The organism is Streptomyces sp. NPDC054842, from assembly GCF_053611025.1.
The window spans coordinates 124,468-148,079 of the sequence record NZ_JBSGZN010000007.1; the positions used below are offsets into that span (position 1 = coordinate 124,468).

The window sequence follows — 23,612 nt, forward strand, 5'->3', positions numbered from 1 at the left end:
CCGGCCCGAGGGCGGAACTGATCCCGAAGTGGGAGGAGTTCCGCCTTCGGGAAGCCCTCTCCGTGTGGCGGCCTCGGTCAGCGCACGGAGAGGCTGGTCAGCCGGGCGTCACCCCGCCGCCCCGCGTCGGTCGCCAGAGCCACGTAGCGAGCGGTGGCGTCGACGGTGAGCTCGCGGGTCCGGCCGTACCCGGTGAGGGGGCCGGCCTGCGTATAGGTGAGACCGTCGCTGCTCAGTTCAGCCTTCACGTCGGGGACGTGACCTCCGGTCCACACGGTGCGGATCTCCCGGACGGTGTGCTCGGCGCCGAGGTCGACGACCATACGGCCGTCCGGACCGGGCGCCCACGCGGTGTGCGGGTCACCGTCGACAGCGGCCGAGGGGGCCGACATGCCGGGCGGGAGCGGGGTGGTCGGGAAGACCGTCCGGCCCAGGGCGAGGTCGTCCAGCGGGTAGGCGTCGGCGCCCTCCAGGGTGACCGTGGTGGTGCGGCCCACCCGGACCACCGCCACCTCGGTACGGCTCTGGCCGCTCACCCGCAAGGTGCAGGACGGCCCGGTGAGCCGCACGGTCGCGGCGTCCACGACCTCCGCCCGCAAGCCGACGGGCAGCTTCCGTCCGAGGACGGGGCTCACCACCACACGCGGGGGCAGAAGCTCGGCCGTGGCGGCGTCGAGCCGCGCCTCGTAGGCGCTGCCCTGGGCGGTGAGGGCCTGGTGTCCCTCGAACAGGACTGTGCGCATGCCGGACTGCGGGATGTCGACGCGGGTCGCGATCTCCCGGTCGGTCAGGTTGAACAGGCTGAGGTGGTCCTCGGTGAGAGCCGCCCGGACGCCGCCGTTCTGGGCCTGTGGTGCGTCACGACGGGCGAGGTCACGGAGCTCGTCCGTGGAGATGCCGGGATACCCCTCGGCCAGCAGGGGCGAAGCCGCACCGTCGGCCAGGACGACCGTGTCGCCGTACACCGCCAGCGGCTGCTTCGAGCCCCGCACGACGAGGCCGGCGCGACCGTCGATGTCGATCCAGCCGCCCCTGCTGGAGACGTCGGGCTCGGGCCAGGAGACGAGGTCGGTCCACTTCTGGCCGTCCGTCGAGCCCTGCACGGTGTAAGCACGTCCGGCGGCCGCCTCCCAGCGGAGCGTGACACGGTCCACTGCCCGGGTCACGCCGAGATCGACGGCGATCCAGCTGTCGGCCCGGGGCCGGTCGGCCCTCGACACCGCCCAGCGGGTCGTGGCGTTGCCGTCCACCGCGAGCTTCGGCTCCTTGCCGGGGTCGTACGAGGACGCGGTCGCGGTCCCGCTCCGGGCGAGGTCGGTGCCGTCCACGCCGTCGCGGGCCTCGAAGGCGTAGAGCGAGTAGCCGTACGTCGGGTCGGGCAGGACGCCGGTCATGCGCAGGTGTCTGACCTCGGTCCGCGTGAAGACGACCTCGTCCACGCGCGGGGAAGCGGCGGTCGGCCGGTCGTCCTGCGCCTTCACGGTGGCGCTGCCCTCCGCGAATCGGTAGGTGCGGGAACCGGTCAGACCTGCCATGCCAGGCATGGTGAGGTTGTGGACTTCGAGGTGTCCCTCTCCCGCCGCGACGCCGGTCGTCGCGTAGACGACCGTTCCGGAGGGCAACGTGGTCAGCCCCGCCTGCCCGGTGGTCAGGCGCAGTGCCGTGGCACTGCCGTCGAACCCGTCGCGGAGTCTGGTGTACGTCCTCACCTGGCGGCCGGTGACCTGTGCGGCCGTGCTGGGCAGGAACATGGGGATCGCCCCGCTGATCCTGAACAGCCAGTTGTCGTGGGCCGGTTGCCAGGCGAACTTCACGAAGCCGGGCTTGGTCACGGCGCCGGCCCAGGCGCCGGCCGTCTGGTGGGACACGAGGCCGGGGACGGCACCGAAGTCGGTGACTCCCGAGGCGTGTTCGAACAGTTCCTCCGCGGACAGGGGCCGGACGGTGCGGCCCTGGTCCGCGGCCCACAGGTGCAGGAGGTAGCTGATGGCCACCTCCGCGCGGGCCTCCGGCTCGTACTTCGGCTCCCCGGAGAACTTCGCCAGCCGGTACTCCGGCGGGTACTTCTGATACGACTCCAGCCGTTCGGCCAGGGCCAGTTCTGCCCGGGCCGCGGCGCGGTCCCCGCCCACCTGGGCGAGGAAGGCGAGCGGGATGACTTCCCTGCCGTAGAGGTGTTCACGGTCGTTGACCATCGGCATCAGCGGCTCGCCGGCGTCACTCATCACTCCGAGGAGGGTGCGCCACAGCTCGTCCGCGTTCGGCTGGTTGGTGAGCACCTGGGGCAACGGGCGCCCGGCGGTGATGAAATGGGCGGCGTTGCGGCCGGACGTGCGGAACAGCTCTTGCTGGTAGTGCGGACCGAAGGAGCCGTGATTCTCGACGATGAAGGTGTTGTACAGGTTGCGGGCGGTGTTGTCGGAGACGGGGACACCGTCGACACGGGCCGGGTTGACCAGGTCCGCCTGGGGCAGGCCGGTCTCGTTGCGTGACCAGGTGCCGAAGATTTTGTCCCAGTCGGCGTGCCGGGCGTCGTCCGTGGCCCATGCCAGTCCGGGGGCCAGGGACTGCGCGTAGACGCCCATCTCCTCCAGCTTGGTGTCGCCCTGATGGCCACCGAGCAGGCCGTTCGGGGTCCAGCTTCCGGAGTTCGGGTCGTTCCCCGTGCCCAAGCCCGTGGTGTAGGCCGCCTGTTCGCGGGCGATGGTGTCGACGTGGGTACGGGTGGCCGCGTCGAGCTCGTCCCACAACAGCCGGGCCGCCAGGACGAAGTAGAGCTGGAATGTGGTGTCGAAGAAGAGCGTCCGGCCCCACTGGGTGCCGCCGGTGAGCCGGTTCGACGCGGCGAAGTGCTGGATCGTGGCTATGGTCCGGGCTCTGAGCGTCTTCTCGTCGATGCCGGCGCGGTCGCTGTCGTAGCTGCCGTGGGTGAGCAGGACGGCGTTGCCCAGCACCACGGCGAAGCCGAAGTCCTTGGCCGTGTAGTAGCCGTGGGCTTGGTCCCACTGAGTCTCGGACCAGTGCGTGTGGTTAAGCAGAACACGGTAGTAGATGTCCGCGACGGTGTCGGGCGCCGCACCAGGGTGTCCATGGGCGCTCGCAGCGCCACTGCCGAGGGTGACGGGGACGGTCGCCGCGAGCGCGGTCGCGCCGAGAAGCTGGACGAAGCGGCGACGATCGACAGACAGGGCATCGGGCACGCTGGGCGCCTTTCGGTAAGACAACGTTGTCAAGCGGATGCCGAGATTGTTCGTCCGGAATCGACCGTGCGTCAAGGGGGGTGACGGGAGTGGGGGTTACCGAGTTCGTTCACGGCCTCGTCCTGAGCGGGCGCGCGAAGGTGAACGCCAGACCAACCTCACTGAGGCGGTTCGGCGCGTAGGTCTCCGGAACTGCGGGATGCGCGGAGTTGTTCGGGGATGCCCTCCGTCAACAACCGCGCAGGCTCAAGCGGGGGAAATGAGGTGCGAGGAAAAGCGCACCGTCGTACGCCCTTCCCTAACCGCAACCGCAACCGCATCCGGCGGGAGGGCTCGAGAAGTGTGCCCTATTCGTCGGAGACCTCCTCGCCTCACGCCGAAGGCACCTCACAGACCGCCGGTGTTGAGCAGCCGGTTGGGGGTGTCGGAACGTACGCCGTGCAGGACACCGCGGGTGGCCGTGCGGTCGAGCCAGACGTGGACCTGCTGGGCAGTGGCGTGGGGATGTGCCGACAGGTAGAGGGCGATCACGCCGGTCGCGTGCGGTGCCGCCCAGGACGTTGCGCCGTCGTTCTGGGTGACCTTGCCGCCGCCGGCCAGAGCGGCGGTCACCTTCTGGCCGGGGGCGTACAGGTCCACGCAGCGTCCGTGACCGGATCCGTAGCTGCCGCCGTCGCTCCATGGGCGGTCCTTCGCGGTGGCGGCCGCGACGACGATCGTGCCGGGGACGCCGGCCGGGGAGTGCTTGCAGGCGTCGTCATGGAAGTTGCCGGCCGCCACCACCGTCGGGATCCCGGCGTCGACCATCTTCTTGACGGCTGACTCCAGCTCCGGCGACCGGTGGTCGAGGTTGAGCGACATGTTCACCACCGCGGGCTTCTTCGCGTGCGCGGTGACCCACTTGACCGACTTGACGACGGCCGCCTCGGCCGCTGCCGGGGAGCCGCCCCCGTCGCTCTCGCACAGGATGCCCTGGACCCGTACGAGATCCGCCTTCGGCGCCACCCCGTACTTCGCCCCGCCGATGATGCCCGCCACGAACGTGCCGTGACCTGTGCCCTCCTCGCTGAAGCAGTCGCCGGAGTCCTTCGGCCCCACGAAGTCGGCGCCGAGACGGCCGCGTCCGCCGAACTCCTTGTGGGCGATGTCCATCCCGGTGTCGATCACGTAGACGTGAACCCCCTTGCCTGTTGCGGTGGTGGTGAGCTTTCCGTTCAGGGGCCTGGACCGCTGGTCCAGGATGTCCAGGTTCCACGGCACGTGCCGGGTGACGGGCCCTGCCGCAGCCTGCGCGACGGCGGACTCGTCCTGCTCGGCGCCCGCCGACGCCGACGCCGGGTCCGACGGCACCCCGTCTCGCGAGGGCGTCACTGACTCCTCGCTCCCGTGCGCGGGTCGCGCCCCGTCGCTCCTTGCTGCCGCGCTGCCGGCCGCGCCTCCGCAGGCCGAAGCCCCGAGTACGGTCGCCACGGCCACCGCCATGAGACCGGCCTTCGTCACATTCCGCGTCACAACGTCCCCCGTCACCCTGTTTCACACGCAGTCAGCGCACAAGACGACCTGCGGGGGCGGGTGGTTCCGGCGGCTTGTGCGAGTAACAGTCCTGCAGCGGGTTGCGCGGGACCACGTATGGGCAGGTCGTTCCGGGCGTTCGGTCGGCCCCGCGAGCGGGCGCGTCCTGGCGCTTCGTCAGCTACCGAGAAGCGTGTGAGCGCGTCTGTGGACGACCACGGTGCCGTACGTGACGACTCCGAACGAGCGGGGGACCGCTGACCCGACGGGATTGGGTGCGGACCGTTGAGCAGGGCGGCTGATACCGAGTCAGGTGGGACCTGTAGTGCGGGTGGGGTGACTCTTTCCTGCCGGTGTGTGCCGAATCACGCCCTGGGAACGGCGCTCAAGTTGTGTAGGTCACAGCGTAAATGTCCGTTTGCGTCCATGCTCGACGGAGACAGCGCCTCCCGTGACGGAGCCCGTCGGCACAGGCCCGATGTTCCGAAGTGGCCCATGGCGCAGCCCTCCTGACGATCCTCTCTGTTCCCCTGGAAAGGTGCTCATCATGGCCGCATACCTCTGTCCTCCTGCCGTGATACACGGTGAGCACGCCGTGGAGACCAGCCAGATCGTGGCGGAGGTGCGTGACCGGCATCCCCAGGCGGCGTGGGAGCCGCGGATGGACGGCATCGCGGCCGGCACGGGCATAGCGACCCGCGGATGGATGCTGCCGCTGGAGACCGCCGTCGCCCCCGGCAGCGGCGGCGCGCTGCGAGCCGTCGGAACCGGACCCGCCCAAAGCGCGCTGGCGCGCGAAGGGTTCACCCAGCAGGACGTGGACCGTGTGATCGCCGCTCTCGAGGCGATACCCGCGCCGCAGACCGTCCAGGAGCGCACCGCTCCCGCCTGGGAGGCCGTGCAGGCCTACGGGGAGCGGGCGGCGCGCGGGGCGCTGCAGATCGCAGGACTGGATGCCTCGGATGTCGACTGCCTGATCACCAGCCATTCCACCACCCCGGCGCTGCCGGGCCTGGACGTGTCCCTGGCCAACAAGCTGGCGCTCCGCAACGATGTGATGCTCCTGCCGGCCACGCAGTGGGCCTGTGTCGCGGGAACCCGTTCCCTGGCCCTGGCGGCGGAGCTCGTGGCCGCGGATCCCGACCGGGTGGTGCTGGTGGTGATCTCGGAGGCGCTGAGCACGACCTACCAGCCCGCCGACGACACCCTGGAGTCCCTGATCGTCCGACTGCTGTTCGCCGACACCGCGGTCGCCGCGGTGGTCACCGGCCGGCCGAGGCGCGAGTCGGTGCTGCGACTGGACGCCGCCTGGCACCACACCCTGCCCGGCACCCAGGACCTGCACCGCCTGGACACGCGGGAGGACGGCGCCCACTTCGTGATGGACCGGCGGGGGCCGCGCGCCGTACAGGAGACGGTCAACGCGATGTGGGAGTGGCTGCGCGTCCGTTACGAGGACGACCCGGAGTCCTGGCACCCCGACGTGCTGCTCGCGCACCCCGGTGGGACCCGGGTGCTGGAGTACATGGAGCAGACCATGCCCGAGACGTGGCCGTCGGGCCTGCTGGACTACAGCCGGGACAGCTACACCAGCGGCAACCGCGGAGGCGCCGCCGTGTTCGACATCCTGAGGCGGGCGCACGACGCCGGGCAGAAGCCGGGCAGTCGCGCCGTCCTGTACGCCGCGGCACCCGGCCTTACCGCCACCGCCCTCGAGGGGGAGTGGTTGTAGTGCGTGCCGAACCCGCCCAACGCTCGTAACCGGGTTGCTCGCGTCACCGCTCACGCCGGGGGTGTCCCCAAGGGCACCGTCGGTTGACGCGCCTGGCGCCCCGTCTGCGCGGCGTCCCCGGGCGGCGTTCCGCTCGGCGCGGCAGCGTCACCGTGCGACTTCGGCCCAGACCACCTTGCCGGTGTCGGTCCACCGCACCCCCCACCGGGTGGTGAGCCTGTGCACGATCTGCAGCCCGCGCCCCCCGTCGTCGAGCAGGTCGCCCCTGCGCAGACGTGGCCTGCCGTTGCCGGTGTCGCCGACCTCGCACAGCAGGCCGTGGCCGGATCTGATCAGGCGCACGGTGAGGGGGCCGGAGGCGAAGCGCACCGCGTTGGTGACCAGCTCGCTGACCAGCAGAGGGACATCGTCCCGTACGTTGTTGCGGGCGCGCCATTGCCGCAGTTGCGCGGAGACGTGCGCACGGGCCCGGGCGGGAGCGTCGTCGCGCGCGGGCAGCCGCCAGGTCGCGGTGTCCTCTTTGCGGTAGCCGATCATCCGTACGAGCAGCAGGGTGATGTCGTCGCGCTGACGTCCGGGTACCAGCGTGGAGACGACGTGCCGTGCGGCCTGCTGCAGGGTGTCCCAGGGATGCACCGTGGACAGGACATCCGCCAGTCTGCTGATCCCCTCGTCGATCGGGAGGGCCGGATCCTCCACCAGGCCGTCGGTGTAGAGGGCCAGCAGGGAGCCCGGAGGCGCGCTGAAGGTGTACACCTCGAACGGTTCCCGTAGAGCGAACTCGGCGCCGAGACCGGGGTGAGGGCTCACCGCGAGCGGCCCCGCGCGGCCGGTCGGAAGCACCAGAACCGGGGGGAGGTGACCCGCGCTGGAGAGCGCCACCTGATGGCTGACCGGGTCGTAGAGCGCTATGCAGCAGGTGGAGCCTAGGGCGCTGTAGCCGGCCGTCAGCCCGGACTCCGCGTCGTCCAGCAGCGTGACGGTCTTGTCCAGGTGCTCCAGCACCTCGTCGGGTGCCAGCCCCGCCGAAAGCAGCGCGCGGGCCTCCATGCTCAGCTGGCCCATCGTCGCTGCGGCTCCCAACCCGTGCCCTACGACGTCGCCGACCACCAGTGCGGTACGGCCGTCGGGCAGCGGAAAGCTGTTCACCCAGTCCCCGCCGACGCCCGCGCTGTCCGGGGTGGCGGGCTGGTAGACGCTGGCGATCTCCATGGTGTTGCCGCCCGCCCGGGGGAGCAGCCGGCGTTGCAAAGCGAGCACCTGGGTGTGTTCGCGCTGGTGCTGACGGGCCAGATCGACGTGATGGGCGGTCCTGGCCACCAGTTCCTGCAGGTCGAACAGCTCGCTGTCCTGGAAGGGCATGTCCGCCCGCCGCCAGACCTCCGCCACGCCCAGTACGACGGGCGGCGTGCCGTCCAGGACCAGCGGTAGGCATGCCACGCTCGCCGACCGGTCGCCGGGCACCAGGGCGCGGATCACCCGCGGGCTTCCGAGCAGCCGGTTGATGGCCTCTCGGTGGGGCAGGACGATGGCCTGCGGCGAATCGTCCCGGCGTACCGCCTGCGCCAGCAGGCGACTCGCGTCGCTCGGAAGATCGTCACCCGGAGTCACGTACCCCTCGGGCCATACCCGGTCGGGCACCAGGGCCGCCCGTCGTAGTCGTATGCGTCCCTGCGCCTGGGCGGTGACTCCCTCACCCGTCCACACGGCGTAGTCGAGGTCCACGGCGGCCACGTCCCCCCAGGCCAACAGGGACTCGGCCAGCGACTGGGCGGTCTCACCGATGTCCAGCGAGGTGCCGATCGCGGTCTCGGCGGCGTAGAGGTGCAGTCGCTTGGCCATGGCGATCAGGGAGACGGTCAAGCCTTCCTGGGGCGGGGCTGCGGGCAGGATGCTCATGGAAACGACCAGCTCCGAGCCGTCGCCGCGCCGCAGCCGCTGGATGCGGGCGACGTGGGCCTCACCGATCTCCAGGACCTGCCGCAACCGCCGCGTGACCGTCGGTACGTCCCCCGGAGGCAGCAGGTCGGCGAAAGAACTCCCGATCGTGACGCCCAGCCCCGCGAACACGACGGCGTCCAGATTGCAGCGGGTGATCCTCAGGTCGCTGTCCAGGTTGACCACACCGAGAATCCGCTCCTGACGGTCGGCCGCAGGATCGTCGGACACGCGTGGGCGGACAGCGCGGTCGCCCTGCGGGTCGCCGGAGCCGCCGGCCGCCGCCGCTCCACCACGCGGAACGTAGCGCCCCAGGGCACTGCTGACCAGGTCGAACGGCGATGAGGACGACGGGGTGGGGGAGGGGGAGGGTGTGGAGTCCATGCGGCTCTCTCACAATCCCCGGGGCGGCGCCGGGGCGGCTATTCGGACCGGTGCGACGGAGCCCCGAGATCCCCCGACACACACCTCATTGAATAACAAGAGGGGTCGCTTCGCCCACATCAGCCGATCGTCGCCTGAACACGGACAGCTCACGCCGCCTACGGCGAGGGCACGGGCGCCACCCGGTGTCACCGTTCGCAGAGGTCTGACCAGCCGCGACGAGTGCGGCGGCGGCCACCTTCTCGGCTGTTTCCGTGAGACAGCCGGTAGCGTCGATCACCTGGACGAGGAGGCCTTCGGATCAGGGCCTCGCGCGTCTTGAGCCCGGCGTCGTCGTGAGCGGCACCAGCTTCGGTGGGGGAGTGGGCGGCAGTCTCACCTGCGGCAACCGTGCCTTGCTCAGGTCGCCCATCCGTGGTGCACGACAGCGTGGTCGAAGGTCTCGTCCAGCATCTGCTCAGGTACGGCGCTATCCATGCCGCCCTTGTCTCTCACTGGGCAAGACCTTCGACACCGAGATGCACGGGTGCTGGGCGCCGCTGCCCCCAGCTATCGCCCGGACAGTTCCTAGAAGGTCAGATTCCAGGCGTCGATCTTGCCAGTGTCGGAGGCGGCGTTGTCATTGACGCGCAGCTTCCAGGTGCCGTTCGCCACCTCCGAGGAGGCGTTTACGGTGTAGGTCTGGGCGATGTTGTCGGCGCTGCCGCCGGAGTGATTGTGCAGCGTGTAAACGGTGCCGTCCGGCGCCACCAGGTCGACCTTCAGGTCACCGATGTAGGTGTGCTTGATGTCCACACCCACCTTGAGGGTGGCCGGGGCGTTACCGGTCACGCCGGTGATGGCGATCGGGCTCTCCACGGTCGCGTTGTCGTTGATGGCGAAGTCCGCGAGGTTCTCGAAGTACTTACCGGGCGGCGGGGTGGTCCCGACGGCCTTGAAGGCGTCGACTTGTCCTTCGCCGAAGAACGAGTTGTTGGCCGTCGTGCCCGTGCAGCGGCTGTCCGAGGGGCAAGCGATGTCGTTGGCCTGGGTGGCCAGCTTGGCGCGGATCTGCGCCGGGCTGATGCCCGGGTTGGCGCTGGCGATGAGTGCCGCCACGCCGGCCACGTGCGGGGTGGCCATCGAGGTGCCGCTCTTGCTGCCGTAGCCGCCGCCGGGGACGGTGGAGTACACGTTGCTGCCCGGCGCCGCGACGTCGATCACGCCCTGCCCGTAATTGGAGAACGAGGCCTTGGTGACACCCGTGCCGTTGGCCGCGACCGTGACGACGCCCGGCAACTCGGTCGGGATGTCGAGGCAGGCGTTGGTGATCGTGCGGGTGACCGGCGTCGAGTCGTTCGGGCTCGCGGAGTCGGTCGTCTTGTGGGCGAGGTCGTAGTTCTCGTTGCCCGCGGCGGCGATCTGGAGGGAGCCCTTGCCCTCGGCGTACTCCTGGGCGCGCTTGACGCCCTCGATGATGGCGGCCTGGTCGACGTTGTCGGGGCAGTTGAACTGCCACGGGTCCGTGTAGTAGCTGTTGTTGGTGACCTTGAAGCCGTGGTCACCGGCCCAGACGAAGCCGCAGATGGTGTTCTCGGCGAAGAAGAAGGAGTTGCCCGGCTCAGCGACCCGAACCGCGGAGATCTTCACCCCGGGGGCCACGCCGACGACGCCCTTGCCGTTCTTGGCCGCGGCGATGGTGCCCGCTACGTGGGTGCCGTGCGTGTCGACGTCCCGCCACGCGCCGACACGGGTATCGGGCTTGCCGTAGGCGCAGGAGACCGAGTCGGCCGCGTTGAAGTTGGGCGCCAGGTCCTGGTGCTGGTCGTCCACACCGGTGTCCAGGACGCCGACCGTGACGGAGGTGGAGCCAGGGTTCACGGCCCAGGCCTGGTCGGCCTTGATCTGGCTCATGTCGGCCCGGACCGGCTCTCCGGCCGGAGTCGAGGACTGGGCCGGATTGGCCGGGAGCGCCGGGTTGTAGGCGGCGGCCGGGACGTCCGAGGTGCGCGTGGCGCCCACCTGCTGCACGCCGGCGACGCCGCGCATGGTGGCGGCGAATGCGCTGGACGCCGAGTGGGCGACGATCACGCCGATGGCGTCGAAGTTCGAGAAGACGGTGCCGCCGTTGGCCGCGATCGCGGAGCGGACCGCCGAATTGTCACCGGGGGCGGTGATCACGAGGTAGGCACGCGTGCCGGCCACCCAGGTCGCACTCTGGGAAGCCGGCACGGCGGCCGGAGCGTGGGCGTTGGCGGCCGGAGCGGTGGAGGGGTCGACGGGGAGCGTGCCCGCGAGGGCGCCCGGGGCGCCGAACGCAAGGGCTGCGCCGAGCGTGGCCGCCAGGACCAGCGTGCGTCTGGGGCGACGGGATATGTGGGGTATCAAGGCATCCTCCGTAGACGGCCCGGCCGTGCCGAGGACACTGGCGGGGCCGCACGAAACGAGTGGTGGATGCAAGATGTCAGGCGCGTGCTCCCGTGCGGAAGTACCTTTCCGTGCAGGGGAGTTACAGGGGAATGGCTGAAAAGTGACGTGCTCTGAGCATCGGAGGGCCGGGGCCTACCGGGAGTTCGATGACGAGTTTGGTGGCCAGGACGTACCTGAGCCGAGGCCGACCGTCGCGGCCTCGGTGCCCAGCGGGATCAGCAGGGGCGACTTGCCGGTGTCCCTGTCGCCGATCAGAGGCAGCGGCAGCCCTTCGCGGCTCAGTCGCGAGAGACCAGGGCGGCGAACGCCACTTCGGCAAGGAGTTTCTCGACGAGTACGGGAAGATGCGCGCGTTCCGGGACCTGCGCCCGGCGATCGTCTCCGCTGTTCATCCTCTTCTCGGCCACGACAACGCGGAGGTACGCGACGCGGCCTTCGTCGCTGTGATCCCCCTCGCCGAGCATCCCGTGCTCACCGCGCACCAGGCCGAGTTGGTCGGCCATGCCCGTTGTCTGTTGGCCTCCAGCACCAACCGCTACAACGACGAACGCGAACGCGGCAACCGCCGCGCCGCCCTCCTGCGCATCGATGCAAGCCGCGGCGACTGGACCGGGATCGAGGCCCTGTGGCTGGCCGGCGACCTGCGCGACGACGACCTCGAAGACCTCTTCATCGACGAGATCATCGTCGCCGACATCGGCGCCGGCACCGACGGCTGGGAATATAGCGGAAGTTCATACGGGGTGGAACTCCGGTAACCGCCACCGGCGCACAGGACAACGACCGTTGGGACTGCCGAACACCGTTGATCCGTTTGACTGTCTGCGAACCGAAGCGCTCATGCAGGGAAAACAGTGCTTGTCCGGCGGCTCCTGCCTGCGGGGCTCCTCCGGCTTGACCGCACAGTGTGGCGCTACCGCGGGTAGTGACTGGCCTCTGCCCCCAAAACGTTCAGGAGGGCGAGGGCTTCGGCGCCGGGAGATCCCGGAGGCGCGCTGAAGAGCACGAGGTACTGGTCACGGTCGGTGAGGGTGAGCGTGTCACAGTCGACGGTGACCTCACCGACGGTCGGATGGCGGAAGGTCTTCGTGAGCATCGGCGCGGCCTGCACGTCGTGTCGTTCCCAGAGCCGGGCGAAGTCGGGGCTGGTACGGCGGAGTTCGTCGACGAGGCCGGTCACCGAGGGATCGGTGGGGTAGCGGGCGAGGGCGGTGCGGAGTTGCGTCACGACGCCCAGCCTGAAGTCGGCGGCGTCGAAGATCCCGTAGAGCGTCGTATCGTCGGGCCGCGGCCCGGGGAAGGCCCGGCGGGCGAGGTTGCGGTCCTCGGGGGCGAGCGGGGCGAAGTCCTCCATGAGCGCGGCGGCGAGCTCGTTCCAGGCGAGGACTTCGCACGCGGCGGACATGACGAAGCCGGCCGTCTGCGGCAGCCGCTCGAGGAGGTCCAGGATGCTCGGGCGGACGTCGCGCCGGTGCAGTCCGGTCCGGTTCGGCGCGGTGCCCGCGAGGACATGGATGTGGTCGGACTCCGCATCAGTGAGCCGCAGCGCTCCCGCGATCGCCGCCAGGACGTCGCCCGAGGGGCGTGGCGCCCTGCCCTGCTCGAGCCGGATGTAGTACTCCGTGGAAATGTGCGCGAGGACCGCCACTTCCTCGCGGCGAAGACCTGGTGTGCGGCGTCGCGGGCCGGAGGGGAGGCCGACGTCCTGCGGGCGGAGCCGCTCGCGGCGGCTGCGGAGGAACGCCCCGAGTTCCTGTTTGTCCATACGCCCAGTGTGCGCGCGGCGCGGCGGCGGATCCTGGTACAGCCTGTGCCTGTATCCGGTCGGCAGTCGGCCGGACGCTGTTGCCATGAGGAACAACACGAACACCACCGCCAGTGCACCCGTCGGCCTGCTCACCGGCAAGATCCTGTTCATCACCGGCGCCAGCCGCGGCATCGGGGCGGCCGCGGCCCGGCTCTTCGCCTCCGAGGGCGCCGCCGTCGTGCTCGCCGCCCGTAGCACCGATGCCCTGGACCGCATCGTGAAGGAAATCCGTGCCGACGGCGGCGTCGCCGGCGCTGTCACCTTGGACCTCGCTGACTCCGCGAGCATCCGCGCCGCCGTCGACCGCGTCGAGGAGCTGCACGGACGCCTGGACGGTGCCTTCAACAACGGCGCAGTGATCCAGCAGCCCGGCCCGGTCGACGCCACCACCGATGAGGACATAGACAAGCAGTTCACCGTGAACTTCCGCTCGCACTGGACCGCCATGAACGCCGAGGTCGCCCTCATGCGGCAGGGCGGCGGCGGGGCGATCGTCAACACCTCCAGCATCGGTAGCCGCCGGGCCAATCCCGGCCTGCCCGCGTACGGGGCCATGAAGCGCGCGCTCAACAGCCTCACCGAGACCGCCGCGGTCGACCTGGCCCCCGCCAACATCCGCGTGAACGGCATCACCCCCGGCGGCACCGCCACCGAAATGATCGACGAATGGGAAGCGGCGACTCCCGGACTCATCGAGGGGATGAGCGCAAGGATCCCGATGGGCCGGATGGGTGAGCCCCGGGAGATCGCCGAGGCAGCCGCCTGGCTGCTCAGCGACCGTGCCTCGTACGTGACCTGCGCCGCTTCGACTGCGTACTCCTCCACGGCGTAGCCCCAGCTCGAGGTCTGGCCCCGCCCACGTCAGCTGAGCTTCGCAGAATGGCTCTGCCGCTGCCTCATCGGCGAGCACATGGTCGGCCCCAATATCTCCGCCTCCTCTCGGCCAGCGGCCAGTGCTCGCTGAGGGGCGGTGGGGGATCAGTGGGCGCGCAATGGTTCCCAGGGGCCGGGGAGGGGGGCGCTGGGGTTCTCGCCTTCGGTGGACAGGCCGACGTAGGCGCGTAGGGCGGGGCGGGTGCCGGGAAGGCCGTATTGGGTGAACCGCTCGTGGAGGTCTGAGCCGAATGGCATGGGCTGGAAGTCCGCGTCGGTCAGCAGTTCGGCCAGAACCCTTCGCAACTCCTGGCGCCCGGGGGAGAGCTCAGCGAATCCCGCGCTGGTGTCCGCGGGCTCGAACAGGGCTTCTAGCAGGTCCTCGGTGCAGACCGCCAGCGGGCTCGGCACGACTTTGGTCTTCTCGATACGTGGCAGGGCGCGGACAAGTCTCAGAAGGATCCCGTCCGGGTTTTCGGCGGCGCGCATCAGGTGCAGCAGGCTGCGGACGGTGTAGCTGTGCAGGTCGCCGGCGTGGTGGGCGGTGGCGGGTGCGGGGGCCGGCCCGGCGCCGAAGGCTGCCAGTTCGGCGGCGATGCTCTCCGCCGGCGGCAGGCTTGGCGCGGAGGCCGGGTGCGCGACCAGCAGGCGGGCAAGGGCGGTGGCGGCGGCCCAGCGCGGCAAGGGGTGCTCGTGGTTGAGGTGGTGCCGGAGTCGGCCGTCCGGGTCATGGTCGGCGAGCAGCCCGACCGAGACGAGGACGGTGGCTGTGCAGACGGGGTCCCGCTCGCCGTCGAGGCTGGCCAGCAACGGGAGCAGGGTGGCGTCGGCCTCCTCGGGGAACCAGCCGAGGAGGTACGCGGTCGCGGCGCGGATCTCCGGGTCTCGGTCGTCGAGCAGTTCGAGCAGGACGGGAAGCTGGGCGCGGACCGCGTCATAGGAGCGCAGTGCGCCCTCGCGGGCGTCCACGGGATGCCCCGCCGCACAGTACGCCCGTCCCTCGCGCAGGTTCTGCAGCTGCTCCTCTTCGGTCTCGGCGGCGATCTGCTCGTCGTACCAGCGCAGATTTTCTTCAGGGCTGATGGCCGCAGCACGCCACGCTGCGGTGTCGATGCCGAGCGGGAGGTCGTACTCGTCGTGCCAGTCAACGGCCAGACGGGTCAGCAGCAACAGCGCGTCGGCCCGAGCGCCGACCGGGCCCGCGACAGCGATCCGGGCGAGGAACGGAACGGCGTGCGGAGAGGCCGAGTACCGGGTGCCTTGGTGGAAGATGTTGCTGAACAGGCTGCGGAAGGCGCTCTCTCGGGCTTCCTCGTCCGGCCCGCACACCGTCCGGAGCTGGCCGGGCACGTCCTTGGCGCTGCCGTAGGCGTGTCCCAAGGTCGCCCAGTCGATGTCGTCCAGCCCTGCCAGGAGATCCTCGGATCGTTTCATGATCCATATGCTCGCAGGGGCCGCTGACACCGCTCGCGCAGACGAGCTGTCTCCGCGAGCTCAGCGGTCGAACTCGCCTGTCAATCGGTCAACATCGCCTGTCAAAACAGCCCTCTTCGGCTCACGCACCGTAGAAGGGGACGTCGTTGCCGGTCAGGTCCGGGCGAGGCCAGTGCCAGCGTGCGGGGAGGCGTCGACGGCCCACGCTGTCCCGGGCGACGTCGACGCCGACCTCCACAGCCAGCTCGGGCCGGACGAGACGGGGGTGCAGCAGCTCCGTGGTGCCCCATCCGGCGGTGAACGTTCAGCCGGTTCACACGTGCTCGTCCTCCTCGGCCGGGGCGAGCAGCCCGGCGAGCGCGCTGCTGGCCGGCACGCGGCCGATGATGGGCAGGTTCGACATCACCACGGCCGAGCCGAGTCTGGCGATCCAAGACTGCCCCCCCCGGAGACGGAGAGGGTGGGTACCGCCTACGTCGTACGTCGCGTCACCGTGGCCGACGCGTCGCCGGTCCTCGGTCGTGGCGAGTCCTTGAGAACAAGTGATGGTGCAGGCGAGAGCGAACGACGCCTTGAGGGTCCGCGATTTCCATCACCCGTCAGCTTCATTCAACAGGGGCGCGGGCGTGTTCCATACACGAATGAGACCGTCCCATCCGGCGGCTGCCAGTAGCCGGCCATCGGGTGAGTATTCGACTGATACGAACGGCTGGCTGAGTCCGGTAAGTCGACCCAAGGCAGCGCCGGTTGTCGGGTCCCACAACCCGACTTGGCTGTCCCACCCGGCGGTGGCAAGAGTCTGGCCGTCGGGAGAGAAGGCGAGGTCGGTCACATCGTCGCGGTGGATGCCGGTGAACTGGGTGCACTCTTCGCCGGTTGCCACATCCCAGGCCCACGTCCGACGGGCACTGGCAGTAGCCAGCAGCGTTCCGCTGGGATTGAAGGCCAAGGGGCCGGCTTTACCGGGGCGGCTCATCTCCCGCAGTCGTTCGTGGGTCGCCGCGTCCCATATCACAGCGATCGAGGCGGTAACGGCAGCCAGGTATCGCCCGTCTCTGCTGTAGGCGACCGCCCAGCCGTCGGTGGTGGAGTGGGTCAGCGGCTCGGGGGCCCGGTCGCTGTGCAAGTCCCACACCAGGACGCGGCCGTCGCTGGTGGCCAGTCGGCGGCCGTCGGGGGAGAACGCCGCGGTACAGACTCCGAGCCCGAGAGCGTCGGCGTGGTCGAGAACACGCACGCAGTGGCCGCTTGTGACGTCCCACAGCCGGACCGAGTCCATGTCGCCGCTCGCCAGGAGGTCCCCGCAGGGGGCGAACCGCACCACATGCACGCTCGACCGGTGCTCGGTGAGCACGTGCCGGGTTGTTCCGGTGGCGAGGTCCCAAATCCGGACGGTCATGTCGCCGCTGCAGGTGGCCAGCAGCCGGCCATCGGGAGAGAAGGTCGCCGAATGGACCCAGTTGGTGTGGCCGTGCAGGACCTGCTCGCCTGCCGGCCCAACCGTGGCATGGTCGGCAGGCGAGCTCTCGATGGCCTTGGCCGACGGCCGCTCCTCGCGCGCGTCGGGGCGGGTTGGTACGCGATCGCGGAAGAATCTCAGCAGTCTCGTACGACGCGGTCGGCCGGCACCTGATACGACATCCTCATCCATGCGATGCCTCCCCCCCTTTCCAACTGGCCTTCAGTCGGTTCGCCTGCGACAAGACACCTGTGCCGACCCCATTCCGCGGTCGGTATTTGCTGCGCGCCGCACCGAGCGTCCAGGTCATGGGGCTGGACCCGAGTTTCAAGCGGCTCCGCACAGAGTGACACAGTCACCCATCGAAGAAAACGGCGTCTTACTGATCGTCAGAACGCCGATTTGGTGTGGGGCTTGGCAGTTGCGTGCTTCCTCGGCAGGGTCTGTTGGGTGCCTGCTGATCTTGTGCATGATGATCGGACGTCGTTTCACTTGGTGAGTCGACGGTGGTTGATGAGGCTGGTGGCGACGGCGGTGAAGGCCAGAAAGTGTTCGGGCTTGCGTTCGTAGCGTCAGTGGAGGAAGGGGCATCCGCTGAACCAGGACACTGTGCGCTCGACCACCCAGCGGTGTCGACCCAGCCGTTGTGAGTTCTCGACTCCGCGGCGGGCGATGCGAGGAATGATGTTCCGCGCGGAGCCATCGAGGCAGGTCGGGATAGTCGTAGCCCTTGTCCCCGTTGAGTTTCACCGGCCGGCGGCGCCGTAATCCGCAGGGGCTGTGGAGGGGCGGGATCTCCATGGCCAGCGGTTGGAGGGCCAGGCTGTCGTGGGTGTTGGCTGGTCGCTACTGCTCTCGTAGTTGGGGTTGCACCGTTGTTGGGTGCTGGAGATCGTCTTCAAAGGTCAGATTTAAAGCGTCGGACAGCAGTCACAGCTCGCAGGCATCATCAATACCATCGCCCCACCGGTACCACAGCACACACCCCAGCGCCGCGACACGGCTGCCGCGTCTCCTTGCTGCGCTCCGGCGGTCAAAGGCCGCCGTGTCCGCCAGACCACGCTGCGGACACGGGTGACGCGCAGGGTTCAAGGGCGTGGCTTGCCGGACAGCCCGGGGTTCATCTGATGGGTCCAAGCAGGCGGACATTGCGTCGGGGGGAGGAGGCTGTCACTTCTGGTCTTGTGACCGATTTTTCGGTGTCGAGGAGGGTGCGAACCCGGCCGTATGAAGAGCGCACCAATCCGCGTCGCCTGCGGCATCGGATCACCCTTCGCCGGCAGTGATCGGCGCTGGTGACACTGAGAGGGCACGGGCAACGTAGTGGGACGCAAACGAGTAGCCGTGGTGGGCAGCGGAGTGGCCGGGCTGACCGCCGCTTACGTGCTCAACACGACGTGTGACGTGGTGTTGTATGAGGCCGACGGTCGGCCAGGTGGGCATGCCCACACTCACGAGCTGGCTACGGCGGGACGGCCTGTCAGCGTCGATTCCGGATTCATCGTGCACAACGAGCGCACCTATCCGCACCTGCTTCGTCTGTTCGCCGACCTCGAAGTCACCACCCAGGACGCAGAGATGAGCATGTCGGTACGGTGCGAGGGATGCGGCTTGGAGTACGCCGGCGCTCGTGGGCTGTCGGGGCTGTTCACGGGGCGCGCTGCACTGCGCGCCCGCTACCTGCGCCTGCTGGCGCAAGTGCCCCGGTTCCACCGTGCGGCTCGCCACGCCCTCGCCGCCTCGGCCGAGAGGCAGGTCGAAACCGACGCCGAAGTCACTCTGGGCGAGTTCCTGGCCGACGGCGATTTCACCCGTTACTTCGTCTCGCACTTCGTCGTCCCGCTGGTCTCCGCGGTCTGGTCCTGCCCGCCCGAAACCGCGATGCGCTACCCGGCTACCTACCTGTTCCGCTTCCTTGAGCATCACGGCCTGCTGTCGGTGACCGGGTCTCCGCGGTGGAAGACGGTCACCGGCGGCTCGGCGCAGTACGTCGAGCGGATCGTCAAGCAGTTGACGGAGATCCGTACCGCCACTCCGGTGCGCCGTGTGGAACGGTTCGCTGACCGGGCGCGGGTGGTGAGCGAGGACGGCAAGAGCGACGAGTACGCGGCTGTGGTGATCGCGGTTCACCCCGATCAGGCGTTGCGCCTGCTGGCCGAGCCCACCATGGACGAGCGGCGCGTGCTAGGGGCGTTCCGCTACAGCCCCAATTCCACCGTGCTGCACACCGACACCACCGTGCTGCCGCGTTCGCTCCGGGCCCGGGCGTCGTGGAACTACTACATGCCAACCTGCGATTCGTCCGCTCAAAGTGTCCACGTCAGCTACGACATGAGCCGACTGCAGCGACTGGAGTCCGACGCGACCTTCGTCGTGTCCCTCAACGCCGCGCGCCGACTGCCCCAGGACAGGGTGCTGGCCCGGATGATGTACGAACATCCCGTCTACACGCCGGAGTCGGTCGCGGCACAGCGGGACCTGCCCCGCCTCAACACAGCCGTGTGTGCCTTCGCCGGCGCCTACCACGGCTGGGGGTTCCACGAGGACGGCTGTCGTTCGGGCGTCGAAGCGGCTGCCTCGCTGGGCGTGCGGTGGTGAGCTCGGCGGCGCCCGTGCCGCCGGCCCTGTACGACTGCGTCGTCACACACACGCGCACCACACCGTTGCGCTACTCCTTCAGGCACCGCACGCACCTGTGGCTGATCGACCTCGACCGGCTGCCCCGGCTGCCGCGTCTGCTGAGGCCGCTGGCGGGTTTCGACGCGCGGGACCACTTCGACGGCACGGCCACGTCGATTCGCGCCGGCCTGGAGGCGTACCTGGCGGGACACGGCGTGCAACTCGGCGGCGGGACGGTGCTGATGCTGGCCCACGCACGCGTCTTCGGCCACGTCTTCAACCCTCTGACGCTCTTCTGGTGCCACGACCGGGCGGGCACCCTGGCCTGTGTGGTCGCCGAGGTCCACAACACCTATGGACAACGCCACTGCTACCTGCTGCGCCCCGACACCGACGGTCTGGTGGAGGTGGTCAAGGACTTCTACGTCTCGCCGTTCTTCCCGGTGGATGGCGGCTACCGCATGCGGCTGCCGCTCCCGGCAGGGCAACTGGACGTCATGGTGCAGTTGAGGCGCGGTGACACCCGCCCGTTCACCGCGGTCCTACGCGGCCGGCACCGCCCTGCCACCTGCTGGAACCTGCTCCGCTTCTCGCTGCGCCACCCCTGGTCCACCGCGCTGGTCTCGGCCGGGATCCGCCGGCACGGCATCGCCCTGTGGCTCAGACGCGTTCCCGTCCAGCCGCGTCCCCCTCACCACCCCTACGAAGGCCCGAAGTGACACCTCCTCCAGCTTCCCGCACCTGTCACCGCGACGCACCCACCGGCACCCTGCCAGGTCAGCGTCATGCTCCGCCCCCGGGCGAGCGCGACGAACAGTCCGGCCCCCTCCCGGCCTCCACGCCCGCTCGCGTCCCAGTGGACGCCGCGCGGTGGCCGGACGTCGCCCGGCCTCCCGTCCGTTCGCGGATGCGCGGGGCCATCGCCCGCGTCCTGCTCACCCGGGCGCTCGCCTCCTTGCCCCTGCGTACCCGCCTGGGCGGCGCCCCCTCGCAGGGTGCTGGCCCGACCCTGACCGTGCACGACCCGGACGCCTTCTTCCGGCGCGTGGGCGCACACGGTCTGATCGGTTTCGGCGAGTCGTACATGGCCGGAGAGTGGGACAGCGACGACCTCACCGGCGTGTTGACCGTTCTCGCCGCGCACGTCGACAACCTGGTGCCCGCGCCGCTGCGGCGGCTGCGCAAGGCATGGACCGCCCGCCGCCCCGCGGAGCAACTCAACAGCGAAGACGGGGCCCGGAAGAACATCCACCTGCACTACGACCTGTCCAACGAACTGTTCGCGCTCTTCCTGGACCCGACGATGTCCTACTCCTCCGCGGTGTTCGCGGCGTTCCCCGCACACGAACAGACCCTGCCCGCGGCACAGCACAGGAAGATCGACCGCCTCCTGGACATGGCCGGTGTCGGCCCAGGCACCCGCCTGCTGGAGATCGGCACCGGGTGGGGAGAGCTCGCGCTGCGTGCCGCCGCGCGCGGTGCGAGCGTCGTCACCGTCACCCTCTCCGCCGAGCAGCGGGAACTGGCCCGCACGCGGATCGCGCAGGCGGGCCTGGCAGACCGGGTGACGGTTCGGCTGCAGGACTACCGGCAGGTGACCGGCGTGTACGACGCCGTCGTCAGCGTCGAGATGATCGAGGCCGTCGGCGCCGAGTACTGGCCCGAGTACTTCGCCACCCTAAGGCGGGTACTCGCGCCGGACGGCCGCATCGCTCTGCAGGCCATCACCATGGGACACGAGCGGATGGAGAACACCCGCCGCACCCACACGTGGATCAGCAAGTACGTCTTTCCCGGCGGCCTCATCCCCTCACCCGAGGCGATCCATGAGCACGCCAGTGCCGCCGGGCTGCGCGTGAGCACCGTGGACGGGTTCGGTGACCACTACGCGGAGACGCTGCGCCTGTGGCGCGAACGCTTCCTCGCCCATGGCGACCAGGTCGCCCATCTCGGCTTCGACACCACTTTCCGCCGCATGTGGGAGCTGTACCTCGCGTACTCGGAAGCCGGCTTCCGCTCCCACTACCTCGACGTCCGACAGATCGCGCTGACGAGCACCTCGAACGGGCTGGCGCACCCGGTACCTTCAGGAGCGAACCGATGACCACCTCGGCACCTCAGTTGGCAGACCTGCTCAGCCGGTACTTCCCAGGGAGGCTGCCGGTGCGGCTGCGGGCCTGGGACGGCAGTGAAGCCGGACCGAACGACGCCCCGCTCGTCGTCCTGCGCTCGCCCGCGGCGTTGCGCCGGCTGCTGTGGCAGCCCAGTGAACTCGGTCTCGCCGAGGCGTACATCGCCGGTGAACTCGACATCGAGGGCGACCTCGCCGAAGGGCTGAGCAGCGTATGGCGCTCGATCGCCTCCCACGGTGCGATCCGCCCCGCAGCCAGGGACTTCGTCCGGGCGGCGGTGACCGCTCTGCGTCTGGGAGCCGTCGGCCCTCGGCCTGCCGCCCCTGGCGCGCCGCGGGCCCGGCTGAGCGGCGCCCTGCACAGCTCGGCGAGAGACCGCGCCGCCATCAGCCACCACTACGACCTGTCCAACGACTTCTACGCCCTGCTGCTGGACGAGTCGATGGCCTACTCCTGCGGCTACTGGACCCGGCCTGGCGCGCCCGGTTACACCCTCGCCGACGCGCAGCGCGACAAACTGGCCCTGATCTGCGGCAAGCTGGGACTGCGCCCGGGCATGCGACTGCTGGACATCGGCTGCGGCTGGGGATCGCTGAGCCTGTATGCCGCGCGAGAGCACGGCGTGCAGGTGACCGCGGTCACGCTGTCCCGGCAGCAGTGCGATTTCGTGGCCGCCCGTGCGGAGAAGGAGGGGCTCGCCGACGCGGTGGACGTGCGCCTGCGGCACTACCGGGACATCGACGAGGGCGGCTTCGACGCAGTCAGCGCCATCGAGATGGGCGAGCACGTCGGCGACACCGAGTACCCGGCCTTCGCCGCGCTGCTGCACGATGTGCTGCGCCCCCGTGGACGCGCCCTGATCCAGCAGATGTCACGGGGAACGAACGCCCCCGGCGGCGGCGCGTTCATCGAGACCTACATCGCACCCGACATGCACATGCGGCCGCTGGGGGCGACAGTCGCCCTGCTGGAGGACGCCGGGCTGGAGGTGCGTGACGTCGAGGCGCTGCGCGAGCACTACACGCGGACCATCGCCGCCTGGCACCGGATGCTGGAGACGCGCTGGGACGACTTCACCGCCCTGGTGGGCGAACCGACCGCCCGGGTGTGGCGCCTGTATCTGGCGGGCAGCGGCCTGGCCTTCACCGAGCGTCGGATGGGGGTCGATCAGGTCCTTGCCGTCCGACCGACCCGGGAGGGCGAGTCCGGGATGCCCGCCGTACTGCCGCGCGGTGCCGCTGGCGGTGGAGGGCAGTGAGCGGCGTCCACTGGGCGGCGCTCGGCCTGAACGCGGCTGTGTCGGCGGCAACCGCTCTGACGGTCATGCTCGTCACCTTCGTCCTCGCCCTACGGGCGGCAGTGCACCGGATCGTGGACATCGCCTGGGGTCTTGGTTTCACCGCGGTCGCCATGGTCACCTACGTCATGTCGGCGGGTGAAGGGGATGCGGGCAGACGGCTGCTGATCACCGCGGCGACCTGCGTGTGGGGGCTGCGGCTGGCCGCCCACATCGCACGGCGAAGCCGCGGTCACGGGGAGGACGCCCGTTACGCCAAGCTGCTCGACAAGGCACCCGGCAACCGGAACCTGTACGCCCTGCGGACGGTGTATCTGCTGCAGGGCGCCCTGGTATGGCTCGTCTCACTGCCTGTCCAGACCGCCCAGTACACGCCCGCCCCGCTCGGACCCCTCGCCGTGACGGGAGCGGTGGTGTGGGCGGCCGGGCTGGCCTTCGAGTCGGTCGGCGACCACCAGCTCGCTCGCTTCAAGGCCGATCCCGCGAACCGGAGCCGCATCATGGACCGCGGCCTGTGGGCCTGGACCAGACACCCCAACTACTTCGGTGACGCCCTGGTGTGGTGGGGTCTGTACCTGATGGCGTGCGGCAGCTGGCAGACGGCGGCGCTCGCCCTGATCTCCCCCCTGACGATGACTCTGCTGCTCACCAGAGGCAGCGGCCAACGCCTGTTGGAGGCACACATGGCCCAGCGGCCCGGATACGCCGCCTACCAGGCCCGCACCAGCGGCTTCCTGCCACGCCCGCCGCGTCCCGCCGCATGAGCACCGGTGAGCCCGCGCGTTCGTCCGCGGACGAACGCCGTCCACAAAGCCC

16 protein-coding genes and 3 pseudogenes are annotated in these 23,612 nt (G+C 69.9%); 8 read left to right on the plus strand and 11 right to left on the minus strand.

Annotated features, from left to right (window positions below; all coding sequences use genetic code 11):
* Positions 1-77: 77 nt before the first annotated feature.
* Together ACWGIS_RS08020 and ACWGIS_RS08025 are read right to left on the minus strand one after the other, a co-directional pair.
* A complete protein-coding gene (locus ACWGIS_RS08020) occupies positions 78-3,200 on the minus strand; it encodes a discoidin domain-containing protein (RefSeq protein ID WP_453361542.1) in 3,123 nt (1,040 codons plus the stop codon).
* Between the two features lie 387 nt (positions 3,201-3,587).
* Positions 3,588-4,571, minus strand: a complete 984-nt coding sequence (locus ACWGIS_RS08025; protein WP_453361543.1) for a S8 family peptidase — start codon at positions 4,569-4,571, stop codon at positions 3,588-3,590.
* Positions 4,572-5,259: 688 nt separating this feature from the next.
* On the opposite strand from ACWGIS_RS08025, the gene ACWGIS_RS08030 reads away from it, so the two are divergent.
* Entirely contained in the window at positions 5,260-6,444 is a 1,185-nt protein-coding gene (locus ACWGIS_RS08030; protein ID WP_453361544.1) for a type III polyketide synthase, read from the plus strand.
* Positions 6,445-6,591: 147 nt separating this feature from the next.
* Here ACWGIS_RS08030 and ACWGIS_RS08035 read toward each other — a convergent pair whose 3' ends face one another.
* The 5 genes and pseudogenes from ACWGIS_RS08035 to ACWGIS_RS08055 form a co-directional block, all read right to left on the minus strand.
* On the minus strand, positions 6,592-8,766 hold the full coding sequence (locus ACWGIS_RS08035; protein ID WP_453361545.1) for a SpoIIE family protein phosphatase: 2,175 nt from the start codon (positions 8,764-8,766) through the stop codon (positions 6,592-6,594).
* 408 nt (positions 8,767-9,174) lie between these two features.
* Positions 9,175-9,243: pseudogene (locus ACWGIS_RS08040) on the minus strand (HalD/BesD family halogenase); the annotation flags it as partial.
* 90 nt (positions 9,244-9,333) lie between these two features.
* Positions 9,334-11,133, minus strand: a complete 1,800-nt coding sequence (locus tag ACWGIS_RS08045) for a S8 family peptidase (protein WP_453361546.1) — start codon at positions 11,131-11,133, stop codon at positions 9,334-9,336.
* A gap of 181 nt (positions 11,134-11,314) precedes the next feature.
* Positions 11,315-11,451 (minus strand): annotated as a pseudogene (locus ACWGIS_RS08050) (IS21-like element helper ATPase IstB); the annotation flags it as partial.
* A 2-nt stretch (positions 11,452-11,453) separates the two neighbouring features.
* Complete coding sequence (locus tag ACWGIS_RS08055) at positions 11,454-11,678, minus strand: hypothetical protein (protein WP_453361547.1); 225 nt, start codon at positions 11,676-11,678, stop codon at positions 11,454-11,456.
* A gap of 12 nt (positions 11,679-11,690) precedes the next feature.
* Between ACWGIS_RS08055 and ACWGIS_RS08060 the strand changes: the two genes are divergently transcribed.
* Complete coding sequence (locus ACWGIS_RS08060) at positions 11,691-11,933, plus strand: hypothetical protein (protein ID WP_453361548.1); 243 nt, start codon at positions 11,691-11,693, stop codon at positions 11,931-11,933.
* Between the two features lie 155 nt (positions 11,934-12,088).
* Here ACWGIS_RS08060 and ACWGIS_RS08065 read toward each other — a convergent pair whose 3' ends face one another.
* Entirely contained in the window at positions 12,089-12,940 is an 852-nt protein-coding gene (locus ACWGIS_RS08065) for a helix-turn-helix transcriptional regulator (RefSeq protein ID WP_453361549.1), read from the minus strand.
* Positions 12,941-13,025: 85 nt separating this feature from the next.
* Here ACWGIS_RS08065 and ACWGIS_RS08070 point away from each other — a divergent pair, with 85 nt between their 5' ends.
* Complete coding sequence (locus tag ACWGIS_RS08070) at positions 13,026-13,814, plus strand: SDR family NAD(P)-dependent oxidoreductase (RefSeq protein ID WP_453361550.1); 789 nt, start codon at positions 13,026-13,028, stop codon at positions 13,812-13,814.
* Positions 13,815-13,960: 146 nt separating this feature from the next.
* Here ACWGIS_RS08070 and ACWGIS_RS08075 read toward each other — a convergent pair whose 3' ends face one another.
* The 3 genes and pseudogenes from ACWGIS_RS08075 to ACWGIS_RS08085 all read right to left on the minus strand — a co-directional run.
* Positions 13,961-15,289 carry a HEAT repeat domain-containing protein gene (locus tag ACWGIS_RS08075; protein WP_453361551.1) on the minus strand — a complete coding sequence of 443 codons (1,329 nt, stop codon included), beginning with the start codon at positions 15,287-15,289 and terminating at the stop codon, positions 13,961-13,963.
* A gap of 592 nt (positions 15,290-15,881) precedes the next feature.
* Positions 15,882-16,940, minus strand: a complete 1,059-nt coding sequence (locus ACWGIS_RS08080) for a WD40 repeat domain-containing protein (protein ID WP_453361552.1) — start codon at positions 16,938-16,940, stop codon at positions 15,882-15,884.
* Between the two features lie 296 nt (positions 16,941-17,236).
* A pseudogene (locus ACWGIS_RS08085) lies at positions 17,237-17,588 on the minus strand (transposase); the annotation flags it as partial.
* Positions 17,589-18,071: 483 nt separating this feature from the next.
* On the opposite strand from ACWGIS_RS08085, the gene ACWGIS_RS08090 reads away from it, so the two are divergent.
* The 5 genes from ACWGIS_RS08090 (at position 18,072) to ACWGIS_RS08110 (ending at position 23,560) form a co-directional block, all read left to right on the plus strand.
* Positions 18,072-19,346, plus strand: a complete 1,275-nt coding sequence (locus ACWGIS_RS08090) for an NAD(P)/FAD-dependent oxidoreductase (RefSeq protein WP_453361553.1) — start codon at positions 18,072-18,074, stop codon at positions 19,344-19,346.
* A gap of 14 nt (positions 19,347-19,360) precedes the next feature.
* Entirely contained in the window at positions 19,361-20,086 is a 726-nt protein-coding gene (locus tag ACWGIS_RS08095; RefSeq protein WP_453361554.1) for a DUF1365 domain-containing protein, read from the plus strand.
* A gap of 188 nt (positions 20,087-20,274) precedes the next feature.
* Positions 20,275-21,471: a class I SAM-dependent methyltransferase gene (locus tag ACWGIS_RS08100; RefSeq protein ID WP_453361555.1), complete on the plus strand. Its 1,197-nt coding sequence runs from the start codon at positions 20,275-20,277 to the stop codon at positions 21,469-21,471.
* The gene (locus tag ACWGIS_RS08105) at positions 21,468-22,757 is read left to right on the plus strand and encodes a class I SAM-dependent methyltransferase (RefSeq protein WP_453361556.1); all 1,290 of its coding nucleotides are present in this window, start codon (positions 21,468-21,470) and stop codon (positions 22,755-22,757) included. The genes ACWGIS_RS08100 and ACWGIS_RS08105 overlap by 4 nt, the downstream gene beginning before the upstream one ends.
* The gene (locus tag ACWGIS_RS08110) at positions 22,754-23,560 is read left to right on the plus strand and encodes a DUF1295 domain-containing protein (protein ID WP_453361557.1); all 807 of its coding nucleotides are present in this window, start codon (positions 22,754-22,756) and stop codon (positions 23,558-23,560) included. Before ACWGIS_RS08105 ends, ACWGIS_RS08110 begins: the two co-directional genes overlap by 4 nt.
* The last annotated feature ends 52 nt before the right edge of the window (positions 23,561-23,612 follow it).